General features: G+C 73.3%; 29 protein-coding genes and 1 pseudogene. 16 read left to right on the top strand and 14 right to left on the bottom strand.

The features are described from left to right. The first annotated feature begins 3 nt into the window (after positions 1 to 3). The 5 genes and pseudogenes from AB0L40_RS04950 (at position 4) to AB0L40_RS04930 (ending at position 1,999) form a co-directional block, all read left to right on the top strand. Positions 4 to 438: a hypothetical protein gene (locus tag AB0L40_RS04950; RefSeq protein WP_364350074.1), complete on the top strand. Its 435-nt coding sequence runs from the start codon at positions 4 to 6 to the stop codon at positions 436 to 438. 80 nt (positions 439 to 518) lie between these two features. Then, positions 519 to 641 (top strand): annotated as a pseudogene (locus AB0L40_RS04945) (polymorphic toxin type 8 domain-containing protein); the annotation flags it as partial. A gap of 99 nt (positions 642 to 740) precedes the next feature. After that, entirely contained in the window at positions 741 to 1,100 is a 360-nt protein-coding gene (locus AB0L40_RS04940; protein ID WP_364350072.1) for a DUF2750 domain-containing protein, read from the top strand. 51 nt (positions 1,101 to 1,151) lie between these two features. Further along, complete coding sequence (locus tag AB0L40_RS04935; RefSeq protein ID WP_364350069.1) at positions 1,152 to 1,517, top strand: hypothetical protein; 366 nt, start codon at positions 1,152 to 1,154, stop codon at positions 1,515 to 1,517. A 71-nt stretch (positions 1,518 to 1,588) separates the two neighbouring features. Continuing rightward, on the top strand, positions 1,589 to 1,999 hold the full coding sequence (locus tag AB0L40_RS04930) for a hypothetical protein (RefSeq protein WP_364350066.1): 411 nt from the start codon (positions 1,589 to 1,591) through the stop codon (positions 1,997 to 1,999). A gap of 45 nt (positions 2,000 to 2,044) precedes the next feature. On the opposite strand, the gene AB0L40_RS04925 is transcribed toward AB0L40_RS04930, so the two are convergent. Then, positions 2,045 to 2,530, bottom strand: a complete 486-nt coding sequence (locus AB0L40_RS04925; protein ID WP_364350063.1) for a hypothetical protein — start codon at positions 2,528 to 2,530, stop codon at positions 2,045 to 2,047. A 310-nt stretch (positions 2,531 to 2,840) separates the two neighbouring features. On the opposite strand from AB0L40_RS04925, the gene AB0L40_RS04920 reads away from it, so the two are divergent. Next, complete coding sequence (locus tag AB0L40_RS04920) at positions 2,841 to 3,896, top strand: hypothetical protein (RefSeq protein WP_364350060.1); 1,056 nt, start codon at positions 2,841 to 2,843, stop codon at positions 3,894 to 3,896. 309 nt (positions 3,897 to 4,205) lie between these two features. Here the strand turns inward: AB0L40_RS04920 and AB0L40_RS04915 are convergent, their stop codons facing one another. Both AB0L40_RS04915 and AB0L40_RS04910 read right to left on the bottom strand, forming a co-directional pair. Continuing rightward, complete coding sequence (locus AB0L40_RS04915) at positions 4,206 to 4,601, bottom strand: PIN domain-containing protein (protein WP_364350057.1); 396 nt, start codon at positions 4,599 to 4,601, stop codon at positions 4,206 to 4,208. Continuing rightward, positions 4,598 to 4,858 (bottom strand): AbrB/MazE/SpoVT family DNA-binding domain-containing protein, encoded by a 261-nt coding sequence (locus AB0L40_RS04910; protein WP_364350054.1) that lies wholly within the window; start codon positions 4,856 to 4,858, stop codon positions 4,598 to 4,600. The genes AB0L40_RS04915 and AB0L40_RS04910 overlap by 4 nt, the downstream gene beginning before the upstream one ends. Positions 4,859 to 5,113: 255 nt before the next feature. On the opposite strand from AB0L40_RS04910, the gene AB0L40_RS04905 reads away from it, so the two are divergent. Then, positions 5,114 to 5,374, top strand: a complete 261-nt coding sequence (locus AB0L40_RS04905) for a type II toxin-antitoxin system CcdA family antitoxin (protein WP_364350051.1) — start codon at positions 5,114 to 5,116, stop codon at positions 5,372 to 5,374. Next, complete coding sequence (locus AB0L40_RS04900; protein WP_364350048.1) at positions 5,371 to 5,757, top strand: PIN domain-containing protein; 387 nt, start codon at positions 5,371 to 5,373, stop codon at positions 5,755 to 5,757. The genes AB0L40_RS04905 and AB0L40_RS04900 overlap by 4 nt, the downstream gene beginning before the upstream one ends. An 85-nt stretch (positions 5,758 to 5,842) precedes the next feature. Here AB0L40_RS04900 and AB0L40_RS04895 read toward each other — a convergent pair whose 3' ends face one another. Next, the gene (locus AB0L40_RS04895; protein WP_364350045.1) at positions 5,843 to 6,685 is read right to left on the bottom strand and encodes an alpha/beta hydrolase; all 843 of its coding nucleotides are present in this window, start codon (positions 6,683 to 6,685) and stop codon (positions 5,843 to 5,845) included. Beyond that, a complete protein-coding gene (locus AB0L40_RS04890) occupies positions 6,682 to 7,296 on the bottom strand; it encodes a TetR/AcrR family transcriptional regulator (protein ID WP_364350042.1) in 615 nt (204 codons plus the stop codon). Before AB0L40_RS04890 ends, AB0L40_RS04895 begins: the two co-directional genes overlap by 4 nt. A gap of 97 nt (positions 7,297 to 7,393) precedes the next feature. Here AB0L40_RS04890 and AB0L40_RS04885 point away from each other — a divergent pair, with 97 nt between their 5' ends. Then, positions 7,394 to 7,543: a hypothetical protein gene (locus AB0L40_RS04885; protein ID WP_364350039.1), complete on the top strand. Its 150-nt coding sequence runs from the start codon at positions 7,394 to 7,396 to the stop codon at positions 7,541 to 7,543. Beyond that, positions 7,540 to 7,821, top strand: a complete 282-nt coding sequence (locus AB0L40_RS04880; RefSeq protein ID WP_364350036.1) for a hypothetical protein — start codon at positions 7,540 to 7,542, stop codon at positions 7,819 to 7,821. Before AB0L40_RS04885 ends, AB0L40_RS04880 begins: the two co-directional genes overlap by 4 nt. Positions 7,822 to 8,144: 323 nt before the next feature. Here the strand turns inward: AB0L40_RS04880 and AB0L40_RS04875 are convergent, their stop codons facing one another. Continuing rightward, entirely contained in the window at positions 8,145 to 8,450 is a 306-nt protein-coding gene (locus AB0L40_RS04875) for a metal-sensitive transcriptional regulator (RefSeq protein WP_364350033.1), read from the bottom strand. A 196-nt stretch (positions 8,451 to 8,646) separates the two neighbouring features. Here AB0L40_RS04875 and AB0L40_RS04870 point away from each other — a divergent pair, with 196 nt between their 5' ends. Both AB0L40_RS04870 and AB0L40_RS04865 read left to right on the top strand, forming a co-directional pair. Beyond that, the gene (locus tag AB0L40_RS04870) at positions 8,647 to 9,690 is read left to right on the top strand and encodes a hypothetical protein (RefSeq protein ID WP_364350030.1); all 1,044 of its coding nucleotides are present in this window, start codon (positions 8,647 to 8,649) and stop codon (positions 9,688 to 9,690) included. Then, positions 9,687 to 12,122 carry a heavy metal translocating P-type ATPase gene (locus AB0L40_RS04865; RefSeq protein ID WP_364350027.1) on the top strand — a complete coding sequence of 812 codons (2,436 nt, stop codon included), beginning with the start codon at positions 9,687 to 9,689 and terminating at the stop codon, positions 12,120 to 12,122. The genes AB0L40_RS04870 and AB0L40_RS04865 overlap by 4 nt, the downstream gene beginning before the upstream one ends. Before the next feature lie 495 nt (positions 12,123 to 12,617). Here the strand turns inward: AB0L40_RS04865 and AB0L40_RS04860 are convergent, their stop codons facing one another. Next, positions 12,618 to 13,025: a hypothetical protein gene (locus AB0L40_RS04860; RefSeq protein WP_364350024.1), complete on the bottom strand. Its 408-nt coding sequence runs from the start codon at positions 13,023 to 13,025 to the stop codon at positions 12,618 to 12,620. A 717-nt stretch (positions 13,026 to 13,742) separates the two neighbouring features. Here AB0L40_RS04860 and AB0L40_RS04855 point away from each other — a divergent pair. Beyond that, positions 13,743 to 14,108: a VOC family protein gene (locus AB0L40_RS04855; RefSeq protein ID WP_364350021.1), complete on the top strand. Its 366-nt coding sequence runs from the start codon at positions 13,743 to 13,745 to the stop codon at positions 14,106 to 14,108. A 95-nt stretch (positions 14,109 to 14,203) separates the two neighbouring features. On the opposite strand, the gene AB0L40_RS04850 is transcribed toward AB0L40_RS04855, so the two are convergent. Next, positions 14,204 to 14,635, bottom strand: coding sequence for a MarR family transcriptional regulator (locus AB0L40_RS04850; protein WP_364350018.1), 432 nt, complete (start codon positions 14,633 to 14,635; stop codon positions 14,204 to 14,206). Positions 14,636 to 14,700: 65 nt separating this feature from the next. Between AB0L40_RS04850 and AB0L40_RS04845 the strand changes: the two genes are divergently transcribed. The 3 genes from AB0L40_RS04845 to AB0L40_RS04835 all read left to right on the top strand — a co-directional run bounded on the left by AB0L40_RS04845 (position 14,701) and on the right by AB0L40_RS04835 (position 18,322). Next, a complete protein-coding gene (locus tag AB0L40_RS04845) occupies positions 14,701 to 16,557 on the top strand; it encodes an MFS transporter (protein WP_364350015.1) in 1,857 nt (618 codons plus the stop codon). Positions 16,558 to 16,570: 13 nt separating this feature from the next. Next, positions 16,571 to 17,239 (top strand): MBL fold metallo-hydrolase, encoded by a 669-nt coding sequence (locus AB0L40_RS04840; protein ID WP_364350012.1) that lies wholly within the window; start codon positions 16,571 to 16,573, stop codon positions 17,237 to 17,239. A gap of 492 nt (positions 17,240 to 17,731) precedes the next feature. Beyond that, a complete protein-coding gene (locus AB0L40_RS04835; RefSeq protein ID WP_364350009.1) occupies positions 17,732 to 18,322 on the top strand; it encodes a hypothetical protein in 591 nt (196 codons plus the stop codon). Between the two features lie 94 nt (positions 18,323 to 18,416). Here AB0L40_RS04835 and AB0L40_RS04830 read toward each other — a convergent pair whose 3' ends face one another. The 6 genes from AB0L40_RS04830 to allB form a co-directional block, all read right to left on the bottom strand. After that, positions 18,417 to 18,701: a DUF427 domain-containing protein gene (locus tag AB0L40_RS04830; protein WP_364350006.1), complete on the bottom strand. Its 285-nt coding sequence runs from the start codon at positions 18,699 to 18,701 to the stop codon at positions 18,417 to 18,419. A gap of 59 nt (positions 18,702 to 18,760) precedes the next feature. Beyond that, positions 18,761 to 20,047, bottom strand: a complete 1,287-nt coding sequence (locus AB0L40_RS04825) for a type II toxin-antitoxin system HipA family toxin (RefSeq protein WP_364350003.1) — start codon at positions 20,045 to 20,047, stop codon at positions 18,761 to 18,763. Beyond that, on the bottom strand, positions 20,040 to 20,267 hold the full coding sequence (locus tag AB0L40_RS04820; protein WP_364350000.1) for a helix-turn-helix domain-containing protein: 228 nt from the start codon (positions 20,265 to 20,267) through the stop codon (positions 20,040 to 20,042). The genes AB0L40_RS04825 and AB0L40_RS04820 overlap by 8 nt, the downstream gene beginning before the upstream one ends. 151 nt (positions 20,268 to 20,418) lie before the next feature. Further along, the gene (gene aceB, locus AB0L40_RS04815; protein ID WP_364349997.1) at positions 20,419 to 22,029 is read right to left on the bottom strand and encodes a malate synthase A; all 1,611 of its coding nucleotides are present in this window, start codon (positions 22,027 to 22,029) and stop codon (positions 20,419 to 20,421) included. Positions 22,030 to 22,043: 14 nt separating this feature from the next. Next, the gene (gene alc, locus AB0L40_RS04810; RefSeq protein WP_364349994.1) at positions 22,044 to 23,156 is read right to left on the bottom strand and encodes an allantoicase; all 1,113 of its coding nucleotides are present in this window, start codon (positions 23,154 to 23,156) and stop codon (positions 22,044 to 22,046) included. Continuing rightward, positions 23,153 to 24,775 (bottom strand): allantoinase AllB, encoded by a 1,623-nt coding sequence (allB, locus tag AB0L40_RS04805; protein WP_364349991.1) that lies wholly within the window; start codon positions 24,773 to 24,775, stop codon positions 23,153 to 23,155. The genes alc and allB overlap by 4 nt, the downstream gene beginning before the upstream one ends. Positions 24,776 to 25,138: the final 363 nt, after the last annotated feature.

The raw sequence follows: 25,138 nt of genomic DNA, 5'->3' as shown, positions 1-25,138 counted from the left end.
AGTATGCGGGCCCGCGGGGGCCAAGAGACTTGGACTTCGATAAGCGACGTCGGGACCAAATTTGGTGGCATCGAACTGACCCGCGACGAGTACATCCGGGTCGAAGATCTGTACATCGCGGCCGTCATGCTCTTCGCGCGGACCGCGGGGGCCTCCGATTTTGTACTTACGTACGTGGGGGACACGTCTTCGGCGTTTGATCTCACGACGAGCCAAGTAGTCTCGGCTGCTGACGTGCCATCTCTGATCCGAGGAGCTTTGCGTGAGGAGGTCGACTGTGCCCTTGAGTCGGCCGAGCGCGAGTTTCAGATCGAGTTTGGCTTCGATCTCTACATACATTTCGCGGCGGCTGATCCATGTGTACGCGCTGTCGAAGAAGTAGAGGCTGGTGAATTGTTCCTCGAGCGAGGTGTTCCCCTCGTGCTGTGGGAGGACTAGCCAGAACCGCGGGCTCGTCTTGCAATCCGACTTCAGGGTGATCTCTTCGGACGCATGACGCCAACCGGACTGTCCCGTTTGGTTGTGAGCTGGCGCATCGCCGCGGATACGAAGCCCGTGACGGCTACGACTACGGGACTTCCGACCTAAATGACATCCTGCTTCACCGAAACCAGCACCGAGTCGAGAGGCGAAAGCGATGACGTGGAGGGTTAGCCTGGAGGAGGCAAAGAGCCTGCAGGGTGCCTCAGCGGTGAAGCGGTACAAGTATCTCCTCACGAAGGTCGCGGACTGGGGGAGAGATGTGGAGTTTGGCTGACGAGTCCGGCTGGGTCACCCTCGACGATGGCGATGGCAATCTGTTGGTGCCCGTCTGGCCGCACCGTGTCTTCGTGGAGGCCTTCGGATCAGGACCCGCGGATGCGGCGAAGCCCGCGGCATTGGGAACGGATGAATGGTTTGAGGACGTCAGTCCGGCGCTGCGTAAACAGGGCATAGCGATCGCGGCCTTCCCGACTTCGGACGGACTCGGCGCCGTTATCGATCTCGACCGTTTCGACGCAGACCTGTGGCAGCCCTGGACGAGGTCGAGTGATTGCGGACGGCCTTGCGTCGCCTCGATCGGACGTTCACCGTCGACACTTATGCGGTCTACCAAGTGAAAGCGAATGGCGCGGCAGTGCTTCGTACAGTCCTAGGGCGGAGATGACGAGATGACAAAGTCGTTCTGGGCGATCGACCTTGAGGAGGATCGCGTGGTGGTCGAGCGCCTGCTGCGTCAGCGGCATGAGCCGCTGTACTCGCTTCTCGAGGCGTCGATTGAGGCCGCAGACCCTCTCGATACCGTCTATCCGGAGAATCCCGGAGAATATGCCGAGGTGGTCTGGGAATCGATCGTGCTCGCGGAAGGAATCGACTCAGACCTAGCGACAATCTCAGAGCGGGACTTGTGTCGGGTCGTAGAAGAAGGCCTTCTTCGCTGTTTCGGTTCTGACGTCTACGACCTCGAGCCTGGCGCGGGCGCTGCCACGGAGCGAGCCGTCGCAGACTTCATCAAGCGCCGGAAACGTCTGCGGTAGGGCAGCAACCTCGAAGAGATCGGCAACGTAGCTCCGCCGAAGCAGACTCACGGCATCAATGGGGGTGCTCCGTGAAGCGCGTGACTGCTCGTGCAGATCTCGACGCCGAACTCGCTCGGTACCGAGCGTTCGAAGAGTGTCTTCTCAGGAAATTCGCGATGACGGATTTTGGGCTGGCGTTCGAGGCCGAGCTGGAGTACATCTGGGACGACCAGGCCCCCGGAGACGCTCAGTTGGTCGCCGACGTGAGCCGACGTGTGACCATGCGATTCATCCGTCCGGTCCGTGTGGAGGCTAGGTTCAGCCCGCCACCCGTCGCGCCCGGCGGCTTCGACGCGGGGTCTTGGGGGTTGGTCGAACTCGCGCTGGTCGAAGCTCACGAGAAAGTCCGCGTCGGCAACCTCGGGGTGTCTTTCGTATGGGAACACGATCAGCGCATCACTATCGAGTTCGAGGCAGTCGAGATAGCCTCCAAGCCATAGTGGGCGGCCCCCGATGGGTCGTGGGTCACCGTGCAACGAAGGGCCTCAAGACTTGGCCTTCCACGGAGACGGTTCCTGCACCTTCGTGAGCAGGGTGATCCTGCGAGCCACCGAGCACCGGCACCACGGGCAAGGACGGGCTGGCTCGGACGAGCCCCACGCCGGCCCCGCGCCGGTGACGACGAGCGTGACGTTCAGGCCGTGCCGGACGACCGCGTCGATCTTGGCGTCGAGCTGCGCGAGGTCGTAGGACGCCGGATCGCCGGGCCGGAAGCCGGCCGGCATCTTCGCCTCGGTCTTCGTGTCCTGCGGGACGAGCTTGTCCCACTGGGCGAAGATCCGCACGTCCTGGACGCCCGAGGCCTTCCACCGCTCGACGGTCACGTCGGTCCCGCCCGGCGTGCCGCCCGTGAGCACGTTCTCGTCGGCGATCCCGACCTCGAGGTCGTTCGCGGCGCCGGCGAGGGCGGGGGTGGACAGGAGTACGGCGACGCAGACGGCAGTGGCCGTCCATGAATGGCGGGGTCGCATGGGGCTGGTGTCTCCGGGGGGACGTCCCGCGCGGACGCGCGGGCAGGGAGCGGACACGGGGTCCTGATTCGTGGAACCCGGCCGGGAGCGGATCGGAGCGGTCACGGGGTCGACGCCGTGCGCAGAGAGCGCCGAACGTCTTCGAGGAAGGTCCGTGCTCCTGGCCCGCGGCGAACGTCCCAGCGGTGGCGGCGATCGCCGCCACCGCGGCGGGCCTCGCCTCGACGACGTACGCGGGCCGCCGCAACCGAAGGTCCCGCGCCGGGTTCCTACCCACGAAGATCCCCCCATCGACACCACCAGGAGTCCCATGTCCCACCGTCGCTTCCCGGTCCGCGCGCCTGCGGCCCGCCGCCCGTCGCCGCCCGTCCTCGGCGCCGCCGCCCTCGCCGTCACCGCGCTGGTCGCCGTCGCGCCCGCCGGTGCCGCGACCCCCACGTTCCCCACCATCGAGCAGCCGCTGCAGGCCGCCCCGATCGCCCGCACGTCCGTCGGCGACGGCCACGTCGCCTGGGCCGTCCCCGAGCAGGAGAGCGGTGCCTCCGCCGGGACCTCCGCCGCCCTCTGGACCGTCAAGGACGGCGTCCCGACCCGCGTCACGTCGGTCCCGGCCTGGGCGGCCGGCGGGCTGCGGCTCGAGGTCGGCGCGGCGAGCGACGGCGCCGCGGTCGCGGTCCTGAACACCACCGACGGCATCAGGCCCGTGTACCGGCTCAACGACCTCGGCACGGGCGCCACCCAGACGTTCTCGGCCACCCGGCACGGCCAGCAGGTCGGCGGCGTCGCGATCGACCACGGGCAGCTCTACTACACCCTCCACGTCGCGAAGGTGGGCAAGCGGAACACCTCGGCGCTCTGGCGGGCACCGATCACCGGCATCCGGCTGGGGACCGCGAAGAAGATCCGCACCTCGCGTCGCGGCGAGACGTGGGGCGAGGTGGTCGCCGACCGCGGCCGCGTCGCGATCCGGACCGACCGCCTCGTCCAGAGCGGCGGGCGCCCCGGCCGGCTCGAGCAGATCGCCTTCGGCACCCCGCTGGGCACCTGGAACCGCGCCGGCGACGTGGTCTTCCAGGAGGGCCCGGTGAACCTCGTCGCCATCGGCGGCTTCACGCAGGACCGGTCCGCGGTCGTGACGCTCCAGTCCCCCGACGACGGACCGCTCCGCGCCACCGTCACGCCGATCAAGCCGAAGGCCCCGACCCGGTCGGCCCGCCTGGGCACGACGGGCGCGGACTCCCTTGGCGGGGTGTCCTACGTCCCGGCTTCGGGCCGGTTCCTGGGCGTCGGGCCCGACGCGGTCGGCGCCTCGTCGATCGGCTACACGGCCCCGGTCTTCGCGTACGGGGCGGACCCGAAGGGCTGAGCGGGCGCATCGGTCGCCCCCGGTGGGTCCGGCCGGGCGACCGACCCGGCCTCCTCGTGCATCGACCGGACAGGCCGCGCCGCACGGCCTTCGCGCGGCCGCATAAGAGCCGAGCTCCGCAGGATGAGCCGTACTGGCATCGGCGGACAGTTGTCGTCTTTGGGTACGCCTGTGGGCTCTGGTGCCTTCGGCCTCTCAGCGTTGGCTGCCCGATCTCGCCCGGCTGACGTCGTCCAGGTGGTGTGCAGCGCCAGGAGTGCCCGGGCGACGCGGCGAGACGCGAGTGCTCGGCCTGGCGGGTGGTGCTGGCTACGTGCTCGCGTCGCGGAGGTCCACGACGTCGATGCGGCCGTTGAGTGCGATGAGCTCGGGGTCGCCGGTCAGGAGCGGCGCTCGGTGGCGCTCGGCGGTCGCGGCGGCGAAGGCGTCGGCGTAGGAAAGCCCGCCGTCGGCCTTCCACTTCGCCGCGTGCATGACGAGGTTCGGGTCGGGATCCTCGGCGCGTACCAGCGACCTGGCAGCGTCGCGAACGACCTCCTCGGCGCGGCCCCATCCGACGCGCCGAGCGGCGATGTAGGCGACCTCGCCGAGGTTGACCCACGAGATGACGGCCAGACCGGATTCCTCGATCGCCTCGCGCACCGCGGGAGCCGCGGGCTCTGCGCGAAGCAGGGCGAGCAGCGCCCAGCTGTCCAGGACGATCACGCAGGCGGCTCGGGGTCCAGGAGCTGCTCGCGGCGGGCCTCGCGCTCGCGGTCCTCGGCCTTGTGCGCGGCCCAGTCGCGCATCCCGTCGGGCGGCCCGAGGATGCCGACGAACGCTTCGGGGGTCGGTGCGCGGCGGATGCGCACCTCGCCGTCGATCTCGTCGACCACGACGTCGGCACCCGGGTGCAGACCGAGTCGGTCGCGGATGGGCTTCGGCACCACGACCTGGCCCTTCGGTCCCACGCGCATGGTCATACCGCCAGTATAACCAGAGGTCGTCGGGCCCCGGAGAGGCGCAAGCTCGTCGCTCTCGGCTTCGCTCGGGAGCGCAGTGGGCGGTCGCAAGGACGCCTGCCGTAGGCGAGGATCGCAGGCACGGCGGACCTGGCTCTCGAGTCCCGGATCGAGCGCTCGACGGCGATCGCCTCGTGGCTGGTCGTGAGGGACGATCCTGCGGATCGACGGGGCTGGGCCGCACCTGCGCCGCGACCCAGTGTGTATTCTATGCGCATGGCACGGGTGAACATCACGGTCCCCGACGCGGTGCTGGAGCAGGCACGTACGGCCGGCCTCAACGTCTCCCGCGTCGCCTCCCGGGCCCTCGCCGAAGAGCTCGACCGCAGGGCGCGGATCCTGGCGTTGGATCGGTACCTCGGAGAGCTCGAGGACGAGCTCGGGCCGGTCCCCGAGGACGAGCAGCGTGCCGCCCGAGCCTGGGCCGACGGGGCGTTCCCGGTGACCGGTCACCACCGGCAGGCGCCGGCGGCGTGACGCTGGTCCTCGACGCCGGAGGGCTCAGCGCCCTCGCCGGCCAACGCGCCCGGCTGCGCGAGTTGCTGGATCGCGGACTCTGGCCCGCCCAGGTCCCCGCGATCGTGCTCGCCGAGGCGCTGACCGGCGACCACCGTCGCGACTTCCACGCCAACCGCCTGTTGCGCGCCTGTCAGATCCGCGAGGTCGACGAGCCCTGTGCCCGCGATGCCGCCCGCTTGCGCACGGCGACCGGACGCGCCGGCGAGATCACCGCCGTCGACGCCACCGTCGCCGCGCACGCCGCCGCCCAGCCGGCGCCCGTGGTCCTGACCAGCGACCCGAGCGACCTCCGCGATCTCGTCGCGCACGCCGCCACGCCGATCTCGGTCGTCGCCACCTGACCGGGGGCCGTGAGTCGCGAGGGCGGGATGGGTGCCGTGGTCGATCCCGTCGACGGCGCGGGCGCCCTCGCGGACGGCATCGCGCTCAGGTCGCGACGAACGTCCGGATGGCGGCGGCGAGCTCGGACGGCCGGTCCAGGGGGATCAGGGTGTAGCTGTCGGCGATCTCCACGAGGCGCCCGTCCGGGAGGAGGTCCAGCAGGCGGTGGGCATGCTCGATGGGCATGATGCGATCCTCGCTCGCCCACACGACCAGGGCGGGGCGCCCGAACGCCGGGAGCCGCTCGGCCACGCGCTCGAGGACGCTGCGGTCGGCGCGGATCGCGCGGAGCACCTTGACCGCGTCGCGACGGATCTCGGCGCGGCTCAGGAGCGCGCGGATCCAGCGGGCGGTGGCCGCGTCGCCGCGCTTGGTCAGCCAGCCGAACGCGATCGGCAGGCGCCGCGCGGGCCTCAGGCGCATCTGCTGCATGAAGAGCCCGAACAGCGACGGCGGGAGGCGACCGGCCCGCACCAGGGCGGTCCCGGTGACCCGCGGCGGGAAGTTGTCGAACGCGTCGCACGACGCCAGGACGATCCTGCGCACCCGCGGCGGGTCGTCCGCGGCGACCAGTTGCACGACGGCACCGCCGGTGTCGTTGCCGACGAGGGTGAGGTCGTCGAGCGCGAGGTGGTCGAGCAGCTGCACGACGAGGTCGGCGATCGCGGGCAGCGCGAGGTCGGCGTCGGGCGGCATCGGCTCGACGTGCGCACCGAGGGGCAGGGTGGGGACGACGCAGCGGTGCTCGGGCGCGAGCTCGGCGACGACGTCGTCCCAGAGCGTCGCGTCCATCAGGAGCCCGTGCAGCAGGACGACGACCGGTCCCGTGCCGCCGCTGTCCTCGTACGTGATCGTGCCGCCCGGGAGCGCCGCCGTCCGCGTCGTCATCGTTCCGTCCTCGGCTGGGGGGCGACCGCGAAGATCCCGCGGACGGTCGTGGCGAGCGCCCGGGTCGGGACGTCGAGCGGGACGTCCGGCCGGTCGAGCCACCACATCGCCATGGCGGTGAGGCTGGAGCGGACGATCTCGCCCAGAGGCTCCGCGTCCGCCGCCGAGAGCTCGGGCAGGAACTCGCGCAGCAGCGCGACCTGGGTGGCCCGCTGCCGTCCGTGGAGCTCGCGCTGGATCTCCTCGACCTCCGCGTCGCCGGAGATCGGCCGCAACAGCAGCCGTGCCGCGTCGGGATGCGCGCGGACGTGGAGCAGCCAGGCCTCCAGCATCGGCACGAGACCATCCTGCGGACTGTCGGACGACGGGTCGAACTGCCCGAGCGGGGCCGCGACGAGCTCCGCTCGGTAGCGCTCGAGGAGTGCGACGCACAGGTCGCGCTTGGACTCGTAGTGGCGGTAGAGCATCGGCTTGGTGACCCCGGCCTCGCGGGCGATCTCGTCCACGGTGGTGGCGGCGTACCCCCGCCCGGCGAACAGGCGCGTGGCGGCCTCGTCGATGCGGGCCTTGCGCTCGGTCGGGGACAGGCGGATCCGGGGCTCTCCGGGCATACGGGTCAGTATACCAAGCGGTAACTTCCGCGGGAGCGCAGCGCTGGCCCCTGCCGGGTGTTCCGAGGCGCTCTGGACCCTCAGGGACGGCGCGCCCGTGCGGGTGACGTCGGTCCCCTCCGGCGACCCGGGGGCGCTGCGGATCGAGGTCGGCGCCGCCGACCCGCAGGCCGCGTCGGGTCGACGAGAAGGTCTGCACGTCACCAAGGTCGGCAAGCGGAACACCTCCGCGCTCTGGCGGGCGTGAGCCTCGTCGATGTCGCCGGGTTCACCCAGGACCGCGGCGCGGTCGTGACCCTCCAGTCGCCCGAGGGCGGAACGCTCCGCGCCACCGCCACGCCGATCAGGCCGAAGTCGCCCGTGCGGTCTGCGCTCCTGGGTACCAGCGGCGCGGACTCGATCACCGGCGCGTCCTACGTCCCCGCCGCCGGTCGCTTCCTCGGCGTCGGCATCGGCGCTGACGGCGTGCGGTCCGTCGGCTACACGGCCCCGGTCTTCGCGTCCGGCGGGGACGCGACGCGCTGAGCCCCGCGCCCGGCCCGCCGGTCTCCCGCTCGGCGGCGCCGGCGGGGGTGGGCGGGGCCCGGGGGCGTCGATCCGAAACACGACGCCTGCACGGCGCAGCCCCGAGAGTCCGCTGCCGTCGGGTGCCGAATCGCCTCCCTGCCAGGGCGTCGATCCGAAACACGACGCCTGCACGGCGCAGCCCCCAGGGCCCGCCGTCGCCGGTGCCGGGTTGCCTCCCCACTGCGGCGTCGATCGAGAACACGACGCGGGCGAGCCACCGCCCTGAGCCCCCGACGGTCGCCTGGACGACCTCCGTGACGCAACGACGGGGACAGCCCCGCTCAGCCCCGCCGCATCATGCGGCCGACCGCGGCCATCAGCTCGTCGGTGCGCTCCAGGCGCAGGTCGCCCTCGGCGCCGGCCACGCACGTGCGGGCGTGGTCGTCGAGCAGGCCGAGCGCGACCTTGTCCAGCGCGGCCTGGACCGCGGAGATCTGCGTGAGGACGTCGATGCAGTACCGCTCCTCGTCGACCATGCGGTCGATGCCCCGGACCTGGCCCTCGATCCGCTTCAGGCGGGAACGCAGCTGCTCCTTCGTCGCGGAGTAGCCGCGGGTGGGGGTGGCGGCGGAGGGCGCAGCGTCCATACCCGCATTCTGGCATACCCCCGGGGGGTCAACCTGGGAACGACGGCGCCGCGTCCAACCGTTTCACCAGATACCCCCTAGGGGTATGGTACGGTCTCGACCCGATACCCCCGACCCGTATCCTGGGACGCAGGACGCCGGGGACCGATCCATCCGAGACCCCGGAGCCCGTCGCATGCCTACCCTCACCGCCCCCGTGAAGCTCACCGCCTTCGCCGGCCTGCTCGCCGTGGCCTTCGGCGCCGCCTTCGGGCTGGGCGCCGTGGTCGACCCCACCGACGGCGCGCCGCGATCGGCCGGGCACGCGGCGATGGCCGGCGGGGCGACGTCCTCGTCTCCGGCGGACGAGCACGGCGGCGCGGACGACGGCCACGGCGCGGCCGGGGGCCGGGAGGCGGCCGGTGCCCACGCACCGACCGGCCACGAGGCGACCGGGGACGGAGCGGCCGAGTCGAGCGATCCGGGTGAGAGCGACCACGAGGCCGCCGGCGAGGGGTCGTCCACGGGCGATCACGCCGCGTCGAGCGACCACGCCGACGCGGCGCCGGCCGGCCTCTCCGCCGTCCAGGACGGCTACCGCCTGGTCCCGGAGCTCACGCGCGTCGCGGTCGGACGCACCGCCTCGTTCCGCTTCCGCATCGAGGGGCCCGACGGCCGCGCGGTCCGCTCCGGGTACGAGCTGGAGTCCGAGCGGGAGCTGCACCTGATCGTCGTGCGCCGCGACGGTGCCGGGTTCCAGCACCTGCACCCGCGCCGCGCGGCCGACGGGACCTGGAGCACCGACCTGACCCTGGGCGAGGCCGGCACGCACCGCGTGCTCGCGGACTTCGTGGTCGGCGGCACGCGGCGGACGCTCGGCGTCGACGTCGAGTCCGCGGGCAGCTACCGGCCGGTGCCGACCGCGGCCGCGTCGACGTCGGTCGACGTCGACGGCTACCGCGTCGTGCTGACCGGCCCGCCGGCGACGGCCGGCCGGACCTCGGCACTGCGCTTCCGCGTCACCCGCGGCGGCCGACCGGTCACCGCCCTGCAGCCCTACCTGGGCGCGCGTGGTCACCTCGTCGCGCTGCGGGACGGCGACCTCGCCTACCTGCACGTGCACCCCGACCCCGACCCCGAGGCGGGCGAGATCCCGTTCGCGGCGACCTTCCCGAGTGCCGGCCGCTACCGGCTCTTCCTGCAGTTCCGGGCCGACGGCGTCGTCCGCACCGCCCCGCTGGTCGCGGAGGTCGCCCGATGAGCGCGCCGCCCGTCACCGACCAGCTCGACCTGACGCTGCAGGGCATGACCTGCGCGTCGTGCGCCAACCGCATCGAGCGCAAGCTCAACAAGCTCGACGGCGTCACCGCGACCGTCAACTACGCGACGGAGAAGGCGGCTGTCACGTTCGACCCGGCGGTCGCGACGCCCGACGCGCTGGTCGCCGCGGTCGAGGCCGCCGGCTACCACGCGACCCTGCCCGCGCCTCCGTCGGGTCCCGCGTCCGACGGCGGGGACGACGAGGCGGACGCGAACGGCTGGGGTCCGCACGAGCGCGCGCTGCGCACCCGGCTGATCGGCTCGGCGATCCTTTCCGTCCCGCTGCTGCTGATCTCGATGGTCCCGTCGCTGCAGTTCGAGCACTGGCAGTGGCTCGCGCTCCAGCTCGCCACCCCGGTGGTGTTGTGGGCCGGATGGCCGTTCCACGTCGCCGCGTGGCGGAACCTCCGCCACGGCAGCGCGTCGATGGACACCCTGATCTCCGTCGGCACCCTCGCGGCCTGGACGTGGAGCGTCGTCGCCCTGTTCTTCCTCGGCGCCGGCGATCCGGGAATGCGGATGCCGTTCGACCTCTGGCTGGACCGCGACGCCGCGAGCGACCACATCTACCTGGAGACCGCGGGCGTCGTCACGACGCTGCTGCTCGCCGGTCGGCTGTTCGAGGCCCGCGCCAAGCGCCGCTCCGGCGACGCCCTGCGCGCGCTGCTGGAGCTTGGGGCGAAGGACGTCGCGATCGTCGGCGACGACGGCGTCGAGCGGCGGGTGCCGGTCGACCAGCTCGTCGTCGGGTCGCGCTTCGTCGTCCGCCCGGGCGAGCGGATCGCCACCGACGGCGTCGTGGTCGACGGCCGCTCCGCCGTCGACGAGTCGCTGCTGACGGGCGAGTCCGTCCCGGTCGAGAAGGCGCCGGGCGACGGGGTCGTCGGCGCGAGCGTCAACGCCGGCGGCCGCCTCGTCGTCGAGGCCACGAAGGTCGGCGACGACACCGCCGTCGCGCAGATCGCCCGGCTCGTCGAGGACGCGCAGACCGGCAAGGCACCGGTGCAGCGCCTGGCGGACGCGATCTCGGGCGTCTTCGTCCCGATCGTCCTCGTGCTGTCGGTCGCGACGCTCGGGTTCTGGCTCGGCGACGGGGCCGGCACGGCCTACGCGTTCAGCGCCGCGGTCGCCGTCCTGATCATCGCGTGCCCCTGCGCGCTCGGCCTGGCGACGCCGACGGCCCTCCTGGTCGGCACCGGCCGCGGCGCCCAGCTCGGCCTGCTGATCAAGGGCCCGGAGGTCCTCGAGTCCACCCGCCGCGTCGACACGGTCGTGCTCGACAAGACCGGCACCGTCACGACGGGTCGCATGCGACTGATCGCGGTCGTCCCCGCCGACGGCGAGGACGCGGACGAGCTGCTGCGGGTCGTCGGCGCCCTGGAGTCCGGGTCCGAGCACCCGGTGGCGCGGGCGATCGCGGCGGCCGCCGCCGACGGGTGGACGGCGGTCGTTCGTCGGGCGGCGACCGGCGAACCGACGGGGACCGACGCCGGACGGGCGGCGGCGGACGGCCCGGCGGCACGGGCGACCGGGGGGACCTCGGGCGACGACGCGGCCGTCGGCCGCCCGGCCGCCGCCGGCCTGGCCGGCGACCGCACTCGCCTGCCCCTCCCGACTCCCGAATCGTTCGCCAACCGCGAGGGCCTCGGCGTCGAGGGCACCGTCGAGGGCCGGGCGGTCGTCGCCGGCCGGCCGGCGCTCCTGGAGGAGTGGGGGATGCCGCTGCCCGACGCCCTGCGGGACCGGCTGCGGGACGAGCAGTCGCGGGGCGGCACCGCGATCGCGGCCGGGTGGGACGGTCGGATCCGCGGGCTGCTCGTCGTCGCGGACACGCCGAAGGAGTCCAGCCGCGAGGCGATCGCCGCCCTGCAGGCGCTCGGCCTGCGGACGGTGCTGCTCACGGGCGACAACGCGGCGACCGCCCGCGCCGTCGCGGATGCGGTCGGCATCGACGAGGTGATCGCCGACGTCCTGCCGGCCGGCAAGGCGCAGGTGGTGCGCGACCTGCAGGCGCAGGACCGGGTCGTGGCGATGGTCGGCGACGGCGTCAACGACGCGCCGGCGCTCGCCCAGGCCGACCTCGGGCTGGCGATCGGCACCGGCACCGACGTCGCGATCGAGGCGTCGGACCTGACCCTCGTCTCCGGCGACCTGCGCGGCGCGGCGGACGCGATCCGCCTGTCGCGCTCGACGCTGGGCACGATCCGGACGAACCTCTTCTGGGCGTTCGCCTACAACGTCGTCCTGATCCCGGTCGCGGTCGCGGGCCTCCTCAATCCGCTCCTGGCCGGCGCGGCGATGGCGCTCTCGAGCGTCTTCGTGGTCTCCAACTCGCTGCGGCTCCGCCGCTTCCGCATCCACCGGGCGGGCTGAGGAGCAACCGGAGGGGGAGGGCCGAGGGCCGCGGCGGGCCGAGGGCGAGGCGGGCCCATCGCGGTGGCGGGCCTACGCGCGCGAGAGCACGCGGCGGATCGGGAGCCCGCCCACCGGCACCAGGAGACCTTCCTCCCAGGTACGAAGTCTGGTGCGGGTCGCCGGCGGCGCCCGCAGCCGGGCCGCGCCGCCCACGAGCACCAGGAAACCCTCCTCCCGGGTCGTGAATCTGGTTCCCGTCTCCGGCGGCGCCGTCGGCCCGGCCGCGCCGCCCACGAGCACCAGGAAGCCGCCCTCCTAGGTAGCGAATCTGGTGCCTGTCACCAGCGCCGGCCGTGATCCCCGGACCCACGATGCTCCAGCGGCTCGCCCGCGCCAAGCGCCGGGTCCGCGACGCCGGCATCGCGTTCGTCGTCCCCGACCGCGCGCTGACGCCCGAGCGGGTGCCCGCGGTGCTCGAGCGGGTGCCGCGCCCCGAGCGGCCGGTGGAACGGCTCAGGCCGTCACCCGCCGACCGCCGACCAGGAACGGATCGTCGAACGTCGTGGCGCCGTCCGGCGTCGCCCCGCGGATCCGCCAGGCGCCCGAGAGGAGGTCGTGCGTCGAGACCAGGGTGAGCCATACCTCGGCCCGGAGGTGCCCGGTGACGATGCGATCGTCACCGTCGAGGATGACGGTGACCGTCGCCTGGTCGCCGGGGCGATATCCGGCGACCGCCAACACCTGCTCCGACGCCGGGCCGATTGGAGTCACCTGCGTCGTGAACGCCTCGAGCATCAGCGCCGGCCGTTGCCGGCCCGTGTCGCAGAGCCACACCGTGCGGTCGGCCGCGCGGCGCGCCACGACCGCCCGCACCGCAGGACCGGCGATCGCCACGGCGAGCTCCTGGGCGTCTCGCAGCAAACCCGCGACGTCCTCGACGACCGGAAGCGCCCGTTCGTCACCAGCCGCTGGGACGAATCCCACCGACCTCGCATCGGGTTCCTCGCGGTCTTTGGCGTACATCGGAGGCTAGTCGGGGCAGGTCATCGAGTTGAGCTGCGAGTTCCCGGCGCCGGGATACCCCTGACCGCCGACGACCGCATAGACGAACACGTTCGTTCGATACGGGATCGAACTACTGTGATTGCAATCGTACTGAGCGCTCTGGGACGACGTTCCCGGACGGGTAGACAACTCGAGCGGGAGGGGATGCGATCAGGGAACACTGAAATCCGAACGGCACCCCTTGGTGCTCGTTGGACCATGACAAGAGCCTCTGAGGGCCGTCACCTGCTGTTCGCGCGAGCCCCCATCTTGTGACCGCGTGTGCGTCCGAAGTACGTGCGCGGGTCGTCAGCGGAGGTTCCAGGTCTCCTGCACCGGTCAGGAACCCGTCGCCTCGGGACGGCGGCGACGGCCGGGTGGCGGGCGGGCCCTCCCGCCCCGTCGAGCTCCGGATCGGCACCGTCGTAGGGCGGCGGTCCGGCAGCCGTCGCCGCACCGCCGCTCGGTGCTCGGTGCGCGGGGCGCGACCGATGAGTCCCGCCGCGCGCCCCGGTCCTTGGTGCACGGACCGGCGCCGCGGCGACCGGTGACACCCGCGCGGCCCGGCCGCGCGAGCACCCAGGGGGACGACCGATGTTCCAGGACTCCAAGGCGTTCAGCGGCTTCGCCGTGGACGACATCCCGAAGGCGCAGGCCTTCTACGGCGGCGTGCTCGGCCTCGACGTGGAGAGGAACGAGATGGGGATGCTGACCCTGACCCTCGCGGGCGGGGCGGCCGTCCTGATCTACCCGAAGGCCGACCACGTGCCGGCGACGTTCACGGTCCTGAACTTCCCGGTCGCCGACGTCGAGGCCGCGGTCGACGCGCTCGCCGCCCGGGGCGTCTCCGTCCTGCAGTACGAGACGACCGACGCGAAGGGCATCCAGCGCGGCCGGGGCCCGGAGATCGCCTGGTTCACCGACCCGGCGGGCAACGTCCTCTCGGTGTTGGCCGCGTAGCCGGCGCGCGCCGGGGATCGGAAGGGACGGCCGCGCCCCGGCCGTCCTCCGTTTCCCGGCCGCCGTTCGCCTGCCGGCGGCGTCGGCACGTCCGTTCAGGCCTCGGCCAGCCGCGCGAGCAGCGGGATCGCCGCGTGCAGCCGGGCGCGCTCGTCCTCGTCGAACAGGTCCTCGAGGGCGGCGCCGAGCCACGCCTCGCGCTCGGCGCGGATCGTCAGCAGGCGGTCGCGCCCCTCGGGCGTCAGGTCGATGAACGCACGGCGGCCGTCGGCCGGGTCGGGGCGGCGGGAGACGAAGCCCCGCTCCTCGAGCTCGCGGACGGTCTGGGCCATCGACTGCGGCCGCACGCGTTCGGCGGTCGCGAGCTCGGCGCTGCTCATCGGGCCCTCGCGCAGCAGCCGGCCGAGGACGGAGAAGCGGCCCTCGCCCGGCGCGGCCTCGGCCCGCAGGCGGCGGATGACGAGGCCGAGCGCCTCGCGCAGCTCGTGGGCCGTCTGCGCGGTCGGGGTCGTCGGGGCGGACGGCATCCGGGGAGTGTAGCCGGACGACCGTCAGGGGAACTGATCAGGCTGCCTGTGTAATGTTCCCGCCGATGGGGACGACGACCGACGACCGCTACAAGTGGATCGCCCTGGGCAACGCGACGCTCGCGGTGCTGCTGGCGACGCTCGACGCCTCCATCACGATCATCGCGATGCCCGACATCTTCCGGGGCATCCACCTGGACCCGCTCGTCCCCGGGAACTCCTTCTACCTGCTGTGGATGATCCTCGGCTACCTGGTCGTGACCAGCGTCCTGGTGGTCAGCCTGGGGAAGCTCGGCGACATGGTCGGCCGCGTGAAGATCTTCAACGTCGGCTTCGTCATCTACACCGCGGCGTCGCTGATGCTCGCGATCGACTGGATGACGGGCAGCGCCGGCGCGCTGTGGCTCATCGGCTTCCGCGTCGTCCAGGGCATCGGCGGGGCGTGCCTGATCGCCAACTCGGGCGCGATCATCGCCGACGCGTTCCCGGCCCACCAGCGCGGGATGGCGCTCGGGGTCAACAACATCGTCGGCGTCAGCGGCCAGTTCATCGGCCTCGTGCTCGGCGGCCTGCTGGCGCCGATCGACTGGCGCCTCGTCTTCCTGATCTCGGTGCCGGTCGGGATCTTCGGCACGGTCTGGGCGTACCGCTCGCTGCGCGAGGTCTCGACGCCCCACCCCGGCCGGATCGACTGGGCCGGCAACGTCTCCTTCGCGCTGGGCCTGATCCTGATCATGGTCGCGGTGACCTACGGGATCCGCCCGTACGGCAGCCACGCGACCGGGTGGGGGAGCCCCACCGTGATCGGCCTGATGGTCGCGGCGGCGGTCTGCCTCGTGACGTTCTTCGTCGTCGAGCGTCGCAGCGCGCACCCGATGTTCCGGCTCGGCCTGTTCCGCATCCGGGCGTTCACGTTCGGGACGCTCTCGACGTTCCTCGCGGCGATCTCGCGCGGCGGCCTGATGTTCATGCTGATCATCTGGCTGCAGGGGATCTGGCTGCCGCAGCACGGCTACAGCTTCAGCGATGCGCCGCTGTGGGCCGGCATCTACATGCTGCCGCTGACGGCGGGGATCCTCGTCGCCGGGCCGATCTCCGGGATCCTCTCCGACCGCTACGGCGCCCGGCCGTTCGCGACCGCCGGGATGCTCCTCACCGCGCTGGGCTTCGGGCTGCTCCTGCTGTTGCCGACGGACTTCTCCTACTCGGCGTTCGGCGCGATCCTGCTGCTGATCGGCCTGGCGATGGGCCTCTTCGCGTCGCCGAACCGCGCCGCGGTGATGAACGCCCTGCCGGTCGCCGAACGCGGGGCGGGTGGCGGGATGAACACGACGTTCCAGAACTCGGCCCAGGTCCTGTCGATCGGCGTGTTCTTCACGCTGATGATCATCGGGCTGGCCGCGACGCTGCCGCAGACGATGTCCGCCGGCCTGCAGGCCCACGGCGTCTCCGCGGCCGACGCGCACCACGCGTCGAACCTGCCCGCGGTGTCGATCCTCTTCGCCGCCTTCCTGGGCTACGACCCGATCTCGCACCTGCTCGGGACGCACGCCCTGGCCGGCCTCTCGCCGGCGGACCACGCGGCGCTGACCGGGCACTCGTTCTTCCCGAGCCTCATCTCGGGACCGTTCCAGGACGGCCTCCACGCGGCCTTCGCCTTCGCGATCGCGGCGTGCCTGATCGCGGCGCTCGCGTCGTTCCTGCGCGGCGGTCGCCCGGTCGACGACGCGGATGGCGGGGCGGCGGAGCGGGTCGAGCCCGATCCGCACGCCGGCGTGGACGGACCCGGACCGCGCGACGCGAAGACCGCACCGGACGGCCCGGGGACCGGCGTCGCCGCGCCCGGCGACGACCGCCGACCCGTCGGCGTCCCCCTGCGCACGAGCACCGGGACCCACCGGACCCTCCCCCTCCCCGACTGACACGAGGACCGACATGCAGCTGCAGTGGTACGGACAGTCCGCCTTCCGCCTGACCGACGGGACGACCACCGTCGTGATCGACCCCTTCGACCCGACGGTGTTCGAGGGCTACCCGATGCGCTTCGCGTATCCGGCGTTCACGGCCGACGCGGACCTGCTCCTCGTCACCCACGAGCACGCCGACCACAACGGCGTCGAGGTCGTCGGCGGCGACCCGGTGGTGGTGCGGTCGACGGCCGGCACGTTCGACTCCCCGGTCGGCCCGGTCGTCTCCGTCGCCTCGGAGCACGACGCCGTGGCGGGCACGGAGCGCGGGGCCAACACGATCCTCGTCTTCACATTCGGCGGACGTCGGATCGCGCACCTCGGCGACCTCGGCCAGTCCGCCCTGCGCCCCGAGCAAATCGCCGCGATCGGCCCCGTCGACCTGCTCTTCGCCCCGGTCGGGGGCGGTCCGACGGTGGACGCCGAGGGCGCGCTCGCCGCGGCCGCCGAGCTGGGTGCGAAGGTCGTCGTGCCGATGCACTACCGCACGGAGCGCACCGACTTCCTGGACCCGATCGACGCCTTCGCCGAGCAGGCGCCCACGGTGGTGCGCGCGGACCGCCCGGTCGTGGACCTCGACGACGACGCCCTGTGGACCGGCGACGGGCTGACGGGGCTGGTGCCCGCCGCGCCGTAGACCGGCGGGCGGGCGGCGTCTCGGCCGCGCGCTCGCTCTTGGCCTTCGCGGCGCGCAGGGTCACGTGGTCCGTCGCCGTGCTCTTCGCGCCCGTCGGCCCGGTCGCCGCGATCTTCTCGGCGACCTTCAGCGCGTGCGCGTCCTCAGCGCCCCGGTGGCATCCTTCGCAGTTCGCCGCTGCGGTCAACTGCAAGTCGGGGGTGAAGGGCTGCGGCGGTCGGGGGTCAGTGGCCCGCGTCCGGAACGTCTCCCCGTGCGGGAACAGCGCTCCCCGATACGGGAACGTGCACCCGCTGGCCACGACGACCAAGGCCGACGACCTGATCGCGGGGGGCAACATTCCGGCCGGAGGAGAGATGCGATGGAGGTACCTCACGAAGGACCGGCTGTTCGCTCTCGTGCGATACGGGCACAGTCGTCGTCGGTGGTCGTTCGTCCCGATGGGGTGTCTCGAGCACCCGCTGCAGCCCGGGCCCGGAGGGTGTGGCACCCGTGAGACCCCGAGGAGCGATGCGCCGCGGCTCGACCTCGTCTTCGGGCCTGTCCGGGACGTCCCGGCTCTGGGCAGTTCCGTTCTGCGTCGTGGTGCTCGGGGTCACGAGCTGCGGCTCGGACGCCGGCAGCGATCCCGGAGGCGAGAGGCCGCCGACGGCGGCCGTCGCAGCCACGGCCTCGGCCCCTGCGCCGCCCGCCGCGGACGGTGAGGTCCCGAAGCTGACGAAGCTCGTCCTGGTGCGGTTCAGCGGCCCGGCGCGCCTCTACGCGATCGCGCGCTACCGCGGATACGACTCGTCCGACGACGCGCGCTTCGCCGTCTTCGACGATCCGACGCTCACCTGGCGCGGTCGGGACGCGCTCCTCGTGCCGTTGGGTGCACCCTCGAGCGGGTGCTTCATGTCGATCCTCGGGACGGGTGCGCGACTCCGGGGCGTCGACGACGGCAAGCGCTACCGGGTCCGTCTGCGGTTCGCGGATTCGCGGGCCGGGAGCGGCTCCCATCACGTGCGCGTGAGGGTCGAGGCGTCGACGTCGACCTACGCCCGGGTCGCCGAGCGCCGGCTCGGTTGTCGGATCGAGCGCTGAGGGGCCGGCGAGCCGCGGCCCCGGCCCCGACGACGACCGCGGACCCCGAGGTGCCGGACCCGGTGCCGCGCGACCCGCGCGACCCGGGCGGTGGTCAGTCGGTGACCTCGACGCCCTTCCAGAAGGCGAGGTGGTCCTTGATCTCGGCCGCCGCGTCCTTCGGCGTCGGGTAGACCCAGGCGGCGTCGGTGTTGACCTCCCCGTCGACCTCGATCGACAGGTAGGAGGCGGTCCCCTTCCACGGGCAGACGCTCGTGGTGGCGGACTCGCGGAGGACGTCCTCGCGGACGGACGCGCGCGGGAAGTAGTGGTTGTTCTCGACGACCACGGTCTCGTCGCTCTGCGCGATGACCGTGCCGTTCCAGGTGGCGGTGGGCATGGACGGGATGATGGCGCGCGCCGTCCGCCGGCCCATCGGGACGGGGGATCCGGGTCGCATCACGGCCGCGCGGTCACCTGCTCGAGCAGCAGCCGCGAGCGCTCGCGCACGACCTCGCAGATCCGGTCGAGCACCGGCCGGTGCCGGCCCTCGTCCGTGATCTCCTCCCGGACACGGTCGGCGATGCGCGGCGCGCGCTGCGCCAGCGCGGCGATCCGCGATCTGGTGGGCCCGAAGCCCAGCCCCGCGTCGACGCACATCCGCTGCAGATGGCGGTAGGCGAGGTACTCCGGTCGGTACTCCCCGCCGATCTGCATCGCCATCTTCCGCGTGAGGTCGTGCGTCCGGTGGTAGGCGACGGTGCTGAGCACGTCGTAGGCCGGGGCGAGCGCGGCCCGCCGGACCCCCTCGCGATAGAGGAGGGAGAAGTTCTTGCCGTGGGCGTCGTGGTTGCCGACCAGGAAGCTGAGCGTCAGGTGGTCGACGAAGAACGGCACCGACGGCCCGTCGCCCGCCGCTCGCAGGACGTCCACGCACGCGGTGACGCCCGGACCACCGTCGCTCTCGTACTTCTGGGCGGTCGGGATCCCCAGCGCCTGGCAGAGGTCTTCCTGGTGCAGCCGGATCATCGTGCCATCGCGGAGCGCACGGTCGTAGCGGCGGACGAGCAGCGCCTCGCGGCCCAGCACGTCGATCGGGCGCGCGTGGACGGTCCGGAACCCCGACCGCCTCGACGCGTCGAGGGCCCCTCCGAGGCGCAGGCAGAACGCCTCGTTCGCGACCGTATCGTCGAGGCGCGCGATGGGGGTCTTGAGGATGTGCGTCGAAGGGGTACGGCCCCGGGTGAGCCCGATCGTGCCGTCCTGGGCGACCACGACCGGCAGCTTGTCCTGTGCGCCCGCCAGCGAGAGCCTCCACTCGCCGTCCTGGTCGGCGTGCATCGGGCGCGTCGGCAGCCCGTCGATCAGGACCGCGACGCCGTCGTCGGTGAGCCACTCGACGTCGTCTCCGGCCTCGCCCGTGGCCGGCGCGCCACCGGGATCCACCGAGATCGCCCCGGCGGTGTCGCCGCCCAGCGCGGTGAGGAGGGCGTAGTCGTTCGCCGGGCTCGTGCCGAGCCGCCGGGCGAGGAGGCTCCTCGGCGCCCCCTCCGGCAGCAGACCGCCGAAGAACGCCGTGGACTGCTCGACGCCGAAGTCGCCGTCGAGCGGCAGGGAATGCGACAGCGGCGGCTGGTTCCCCGCGATCCATTCCGCGTCGTAGTCGAACCGGATCCTGCCGCCGTCCGGCCGGACCGTCCCGGCGACGCGGCCGAAGCAGCGGACGGTGGCGCCGTCGTCAGTCATCGTCCGGAGTCACCGCGAGCGTCATCCGGAGGCCCGAGACGATCTTCAGCAGCACGGCGACCTGCGTGGTGGGCTTGCCGCGTTCGAGCTCTCCGATCGCGCGGGGCCCGACGTCGCACCGCAGCGCGAGGTCCTCGATCGTGAGCCCCTGGCGCCGGCGCTCGCCACGGAGCGCGGCCCCGAGCGCCGCCGACGTTCCGACCATCGAATCTTCCCGCACGGGACGATTGTAGCGGTGCGACCCCGACGCGGGGGTCGAGTCCACGGAATCATCCCGTTCGGGAACATTTCCGACGGGTCAGGAGCTGCAGACGGACCTGTCGTTCGAATCATCCCGTACGGGATGATCACGACGTGCGTGCGAGCGGCCCCTACGCCAGGCCCTCCGACGCCGGCAGCGTCAGGAAGTCCACGAAGCCCTCGTCGAGGGTGACCCGCTCGAAGAGGACCCTGGCCCGCCCCACGCGGGCGCGGCCGGCCTCGTCGGTGGCCTCGAGGGCGAGGCCGAGTTCCTCCTCGTCGAGCAGGGCCCGGACCCGGTCGGCGGTGATCGGGGCGCCGTCCTCGGTGGTCGTGCCGGTGCGGATCCACTGCCACAGCTGGGAGCGCGAGATCTCGGCCGTGGCGGCGTCCTCCATCAGGCCGAAGATCGCGACGGCGCCGCGGCCGCCGATCCAGGCCTCCAGGTAGCGCAGGCCGATCGCGACGTTGTGGCGCACGCCGTCGCTCGTGACCGCGCCCGGGGTGGAGGCGACGTCCAGCAGGCCGTCGGGCTCGCTCGGGACGTCCTCGCGCAGGACGCCGAGCTGGTTGGGGGCGTCGCCGAGGACGCGGTCGAAGACCTCGAGGCACGTGTCCACCAGGTCGGGGTGGGCGACCCACGACCCGTCGTAGCCCGCGGCGGCCTCGCGCTCCTTGTCGGCACGGACCTTCTGCAGCGCGGCGGCGTTCTTCTCCGCGTCCCGGCGGTCGGGGATGACCGCGGCCATCCCGCCGATGGCGTGCGCGCCGTGGACGTGGCACGTCTTCACGAGCAGCTCGGTGTAGGCGCGCATGAACGGCACGGCCATCGTCACGTCCGCGCGGTCGGGCAGGACGTACGCCTCGCCCGCGTCGCGGAACGTCTTGATCAGCGAGAACAGGTAGTCCCAGCGCCCGGCGTTCAGGCCCGCGGCGTGGTGGCGCAGCGCGTGGAGGATCTCCGGCATCTGGAACGCGGCGGTGATCGTCTCGATCAGGACGGTCGCCTTGATCGTCCCGTGGTCGATCCCGACGGACGACTCGAGCTCGGTGAAGATGTCGTCCCACAGCCCGGCCTCGTCGGCGGACTGCGTCTTGGGCAGGTAGAAGAACGGGCCGCGCCCCGACGCCGCCAGCTCGCGGCCGTTGCGGGCGACGTACAGCGCGACGTCGACGATCCCCGCGACCGCGGGGCGGCCGTCGACGAGGATCCGGCCCTCGTCGAAGTGCCAGCCGCGCGGGCGGGGGACGATCACCGTCGATGGGGTCCCGTCGGGCCGGAGCGCCTCCGGGGTCAGGGCGTACTCCTTGCCCTCCGGCGTGGTCAGCGCGATCGTGCCGCGCAGGGCGTCGGCGAGGTTGACCTGGCCGCCGATCACGTTGTCCCAGTGCGGCGTGTTGGCGTCCTCGAGGTCGGCGAGCCACACCTTCGCGCCGGCGTTCAGCGCGTTGATCGCCATCTTCCGCTCGGTCGGGCCGGTGATCTCGACGCGGCGGTCCAGCAACGCCTCGGGCACGGGGTCGATGGTCCAGTCGCCGTCCCGGATCGCCCGCGTGGACGCGTCGAACGTGATCGTGCCCGCCGCCGCGATCTCGTCGCGGCGGGCGGCCCGCTCGGCCAGCAGCTCGTCGCGCCGGCCGTGGAAGCGCGCGTCGAGGCGGCCGATCAGGTCCAGCGCCTCGGGGGTGAGGATCTCCTCCCCGCGGTCGACGGGCGGGCCGGTGACGGTGACGACAGGCATGGTGCTTCCGCCCCCTACGGCGAGGCCTCGCCGGTCTCGTTCCAGGCGGTGTCCCAGCGCGCCAGCAGCGCGGCGAGGCCGTCCGGGGTCGGCTCGCCGAACGCGCGCAGCCGGGCGAGGCCGCCGTCGGGACGGGCCTCCAGGCGCAGCCGGCGGACGGGCCGCCCGCCGGGGACGGTGAAGCGGTGCCGGACGTCGGGGACGACCGCGGTCTCCTCCAGCAGCGCGAACCAGTCGTCCGGGCCGGCCTCGTCGGTGTCGGTCTCCCGGCCGAGGATCCGGACGGTGCCGGGAGCGTTGCCGACGAAGTAGCGGGCGTCGACCTCGAGCATCCGCACGACGCCGTCGACCGCGAGCCGCAGCTCGACCCAGTCGAAGCCGCCGTCGCGGCGCCGGGACGTCTCCCAGCCCTCGCCCATCGTCCGGGCCGCGCCGGGCGCGATCAGGTTGCTGGCCGAGCTGTAGAACGCGTTGGACGACGCCGTCACGCGGCCGCCGTTCTCCGTCGCCGCGAGGTCGAACGGGCCCGCCTGCAGCACCGCCGGGTCCGGCAGCGGCTCGCCGTGGACCCGCAGCCGCGCGACGCCGCCGTCGGGATGGATCCGCAGCCGCACGTGCGTGACGAGGCCTTCGTCGGCGACGAGGAAGCGGTTGGAGCGGTTGCCCTGGAGCGCGTCGCGGGGGACGAGCGGCCGCCACGCCGCGGCGCGCACCTGGGCGACGCCGGGGTAGCCGGGCAGCGCGCAGCCGTCGACCTCGACCTCGGGCGGGAAGTTGCCGATGAAGTGGCTCGTGTCCACGTCGATCCCGCGGACGATGCCGGGCAGCCCGAGTCGGACGATCGCCTCGTCGTGGCCGGCCTCGCGGCGCCGCCGGGTCTCCCAGCCGTCGTAGACCTGGCCGCGCGAGCCGAACGTCGCCGGCGTGAAGACGGACGGGCCGTCCGCGACGAGGTTGTCCCGCGGGGCGAAGAGCTCGTCGTTGGCCCACGGGACCGTGCCGCCGACGGCGCGCGCCGCCAGGTCGGGGAGGGCGTCGAAGGGGTCGATCGTGGTCACGGGCGCATCCTGCACGGGATCGAGGGCGGGTGCGGGCTCGTCGCCGAGGCCGGGGTCGACGGTGCTCATCGGCCGCCCCCGAGCGCGGCGCGGGCCGCGGCGGCGTCCGACAGCGGGTCGTCGTGGTGCTCCGGCCCCCGCGACGATCGGCCGGCGTCGGCGCCATGGCCGGCCGCCACCCGGTCGCCCACGGCCTCGGGGCCGGTCATTGCCCGGTCATCGGCTGCCCGGTTGCGGGCCGCCACCCGGTCGCCTGCGGCCTCGTCGTCGGTGGTCGCGGTGATGGTCCGGTGGCGCACGGGGTGATCGTCCTTGGTCGGGGGGCGCAGCAGCCACGCGCCGTGCGGGGCCGCCGGGGAGACGTCGCGTCCCCGCAGCCACGTGGCGCGCACGACGCCGTGGAGCTCGCGGCCCTCGTATGGGGTCTCGGGGTGACGGTGGGCGAGCTCCGCGCCGCGCACGACGAGCGTCGCGTCGGGGGCGAACGCGACGAGGTCGGCGTCGGCACCGGCGACGATCGCGCCCTTGCGGGGCAGGGGCCCGCGGCCGTCCAGACCGGCGATCGCGGCGGGGCCGGCGGCCATCCAGCGGACCACCTCGGTCAGGGGCACGCCGCGCCGGCGGGCGGCGGTCCAGACGACGGGCAGCCCGATCTGCAGCGACGCGATGCCGCCCCACGCGGTCGCCAGGTCGCCCGTGTCCTTGAGCGCCCACGGCGCGGGGGAGTGGTCGGAGACGACCGCGCAGAGCGTCCCGTCCGCGAGCCCGGCCCAGAGCGCGTCCTGGTGCCGGCGCCCGCGGATCGGCGGGAAGCACTTCACGCGCGGGTCGCCGTCGGGGAGCTCCGCGGCGTCCAGCGCGAGGTAGTGCGGGCAGGTCTCGCCGCTGATCGCGACGCCGTCCTGCTGCGCGTCCCGCAGCAGCCGGACGCCCTCCTCGGACGTGACGTGGACGACGTGGACGTGCGCGCCGGTGCGCCGGGCGAGGGCGATCAGCCGCGCGATCGCGACGGTCTCCGCGGCGACCGGCCGGGCGGCGAGCAGGCCGGCGTACGCGGTCGGGTGGGCGCGCGGCGCGTCGGCGCAGACGCCGGCGTCCTCGGCGTGGACGAGCAGCGGCAGGTCCGCCTGCGCGACGGCCCGCATCGCGCGCTCGAGCCCGGCGTCGTCGGTCAGCCCCGCGAACTCCTCGGTCCCGGAGTCGACCATGAACGCCTTCAGCCCCAGGACCCCGGCGTCCAGCAGCCCGGGCAGGTCGTCGAGGCGGTCGGGCACGGCGCCGCCCCAGGTGGCGACGTCGACGGCCGGGTCGGGGCACGCGTCGAGCTTGGCGTCGACCCCGGCCGCGTCGACCGTCGGCGGCAGGCAGTTCAGCGGCATGTCGACGACGGTCGTGATGCCGCCGAGCGCCGCCGCCGTGGTGAGGCTGCGCAGGCCCTCCCACGAGGTGCGGCCCGGGTCGTTGGCGTGCACGTGGGAGTCGACGAGACCGGGGAGCAGGACCTCGTCGGGGGCGAGCTCGACGGTCGCGACGGCCGGCGGGCGCGGGTCGTCCGGGTGCAGCACGGCGTCGATCCGGCCGCCGCGGACGACGACGACGGCGGGCCGATCGCCCTCGGGCAGCACCGCGTGGGCGGCCACGAGGAGCAGGTCGGCGGGGGGTTCCGGGGGCGGCGAGGTGGCGGGCACGGGAGGCTGGGGCGGCGCGCGGCGGAACGGGGGATCGTCCGGGCGGCGGGTCCCCAGTGTCGTGGCTGCGGCCGCGCAATCGTTTGTCCACCGGTCACGCGAACGATCGCGCAGGTCGTACCGGGTGGCGGGTGGTGCGGGACGGTCGGCGGCCGAGGCAGTCGCGCGGACCAGGAAACCTTCCTGGGAGGTACCGATCCTGGTGTCCGCCCGCCGGCCGCGTTGGCGCGCCGGCCGTGCTCGCCGCGCGGACCAGGAAACCTTCCTGGGAGGTACCGATCCTGGTGTCCGCCCGCCGGCCGTGTCCGCCCGCCGGCCGTGTCCGCCCGCCGGCCGTGTCGGCCCGCCGGCCGTGTCCGCCCG

The organism is Patulibacter sp. NPDC049589 (assembly GCF_040675535.1).
GTDB lineage: Bacteria > Actinomycetota > Thermoleophilia > Solirubrobacterales > Solirubrobacteraceae > Patulibacter.
The sequence above is the reverse complement of the archived record's forward strand: the minus strand, read 5'-3'. Positions and strand labels throughout refer to the sequence as shown.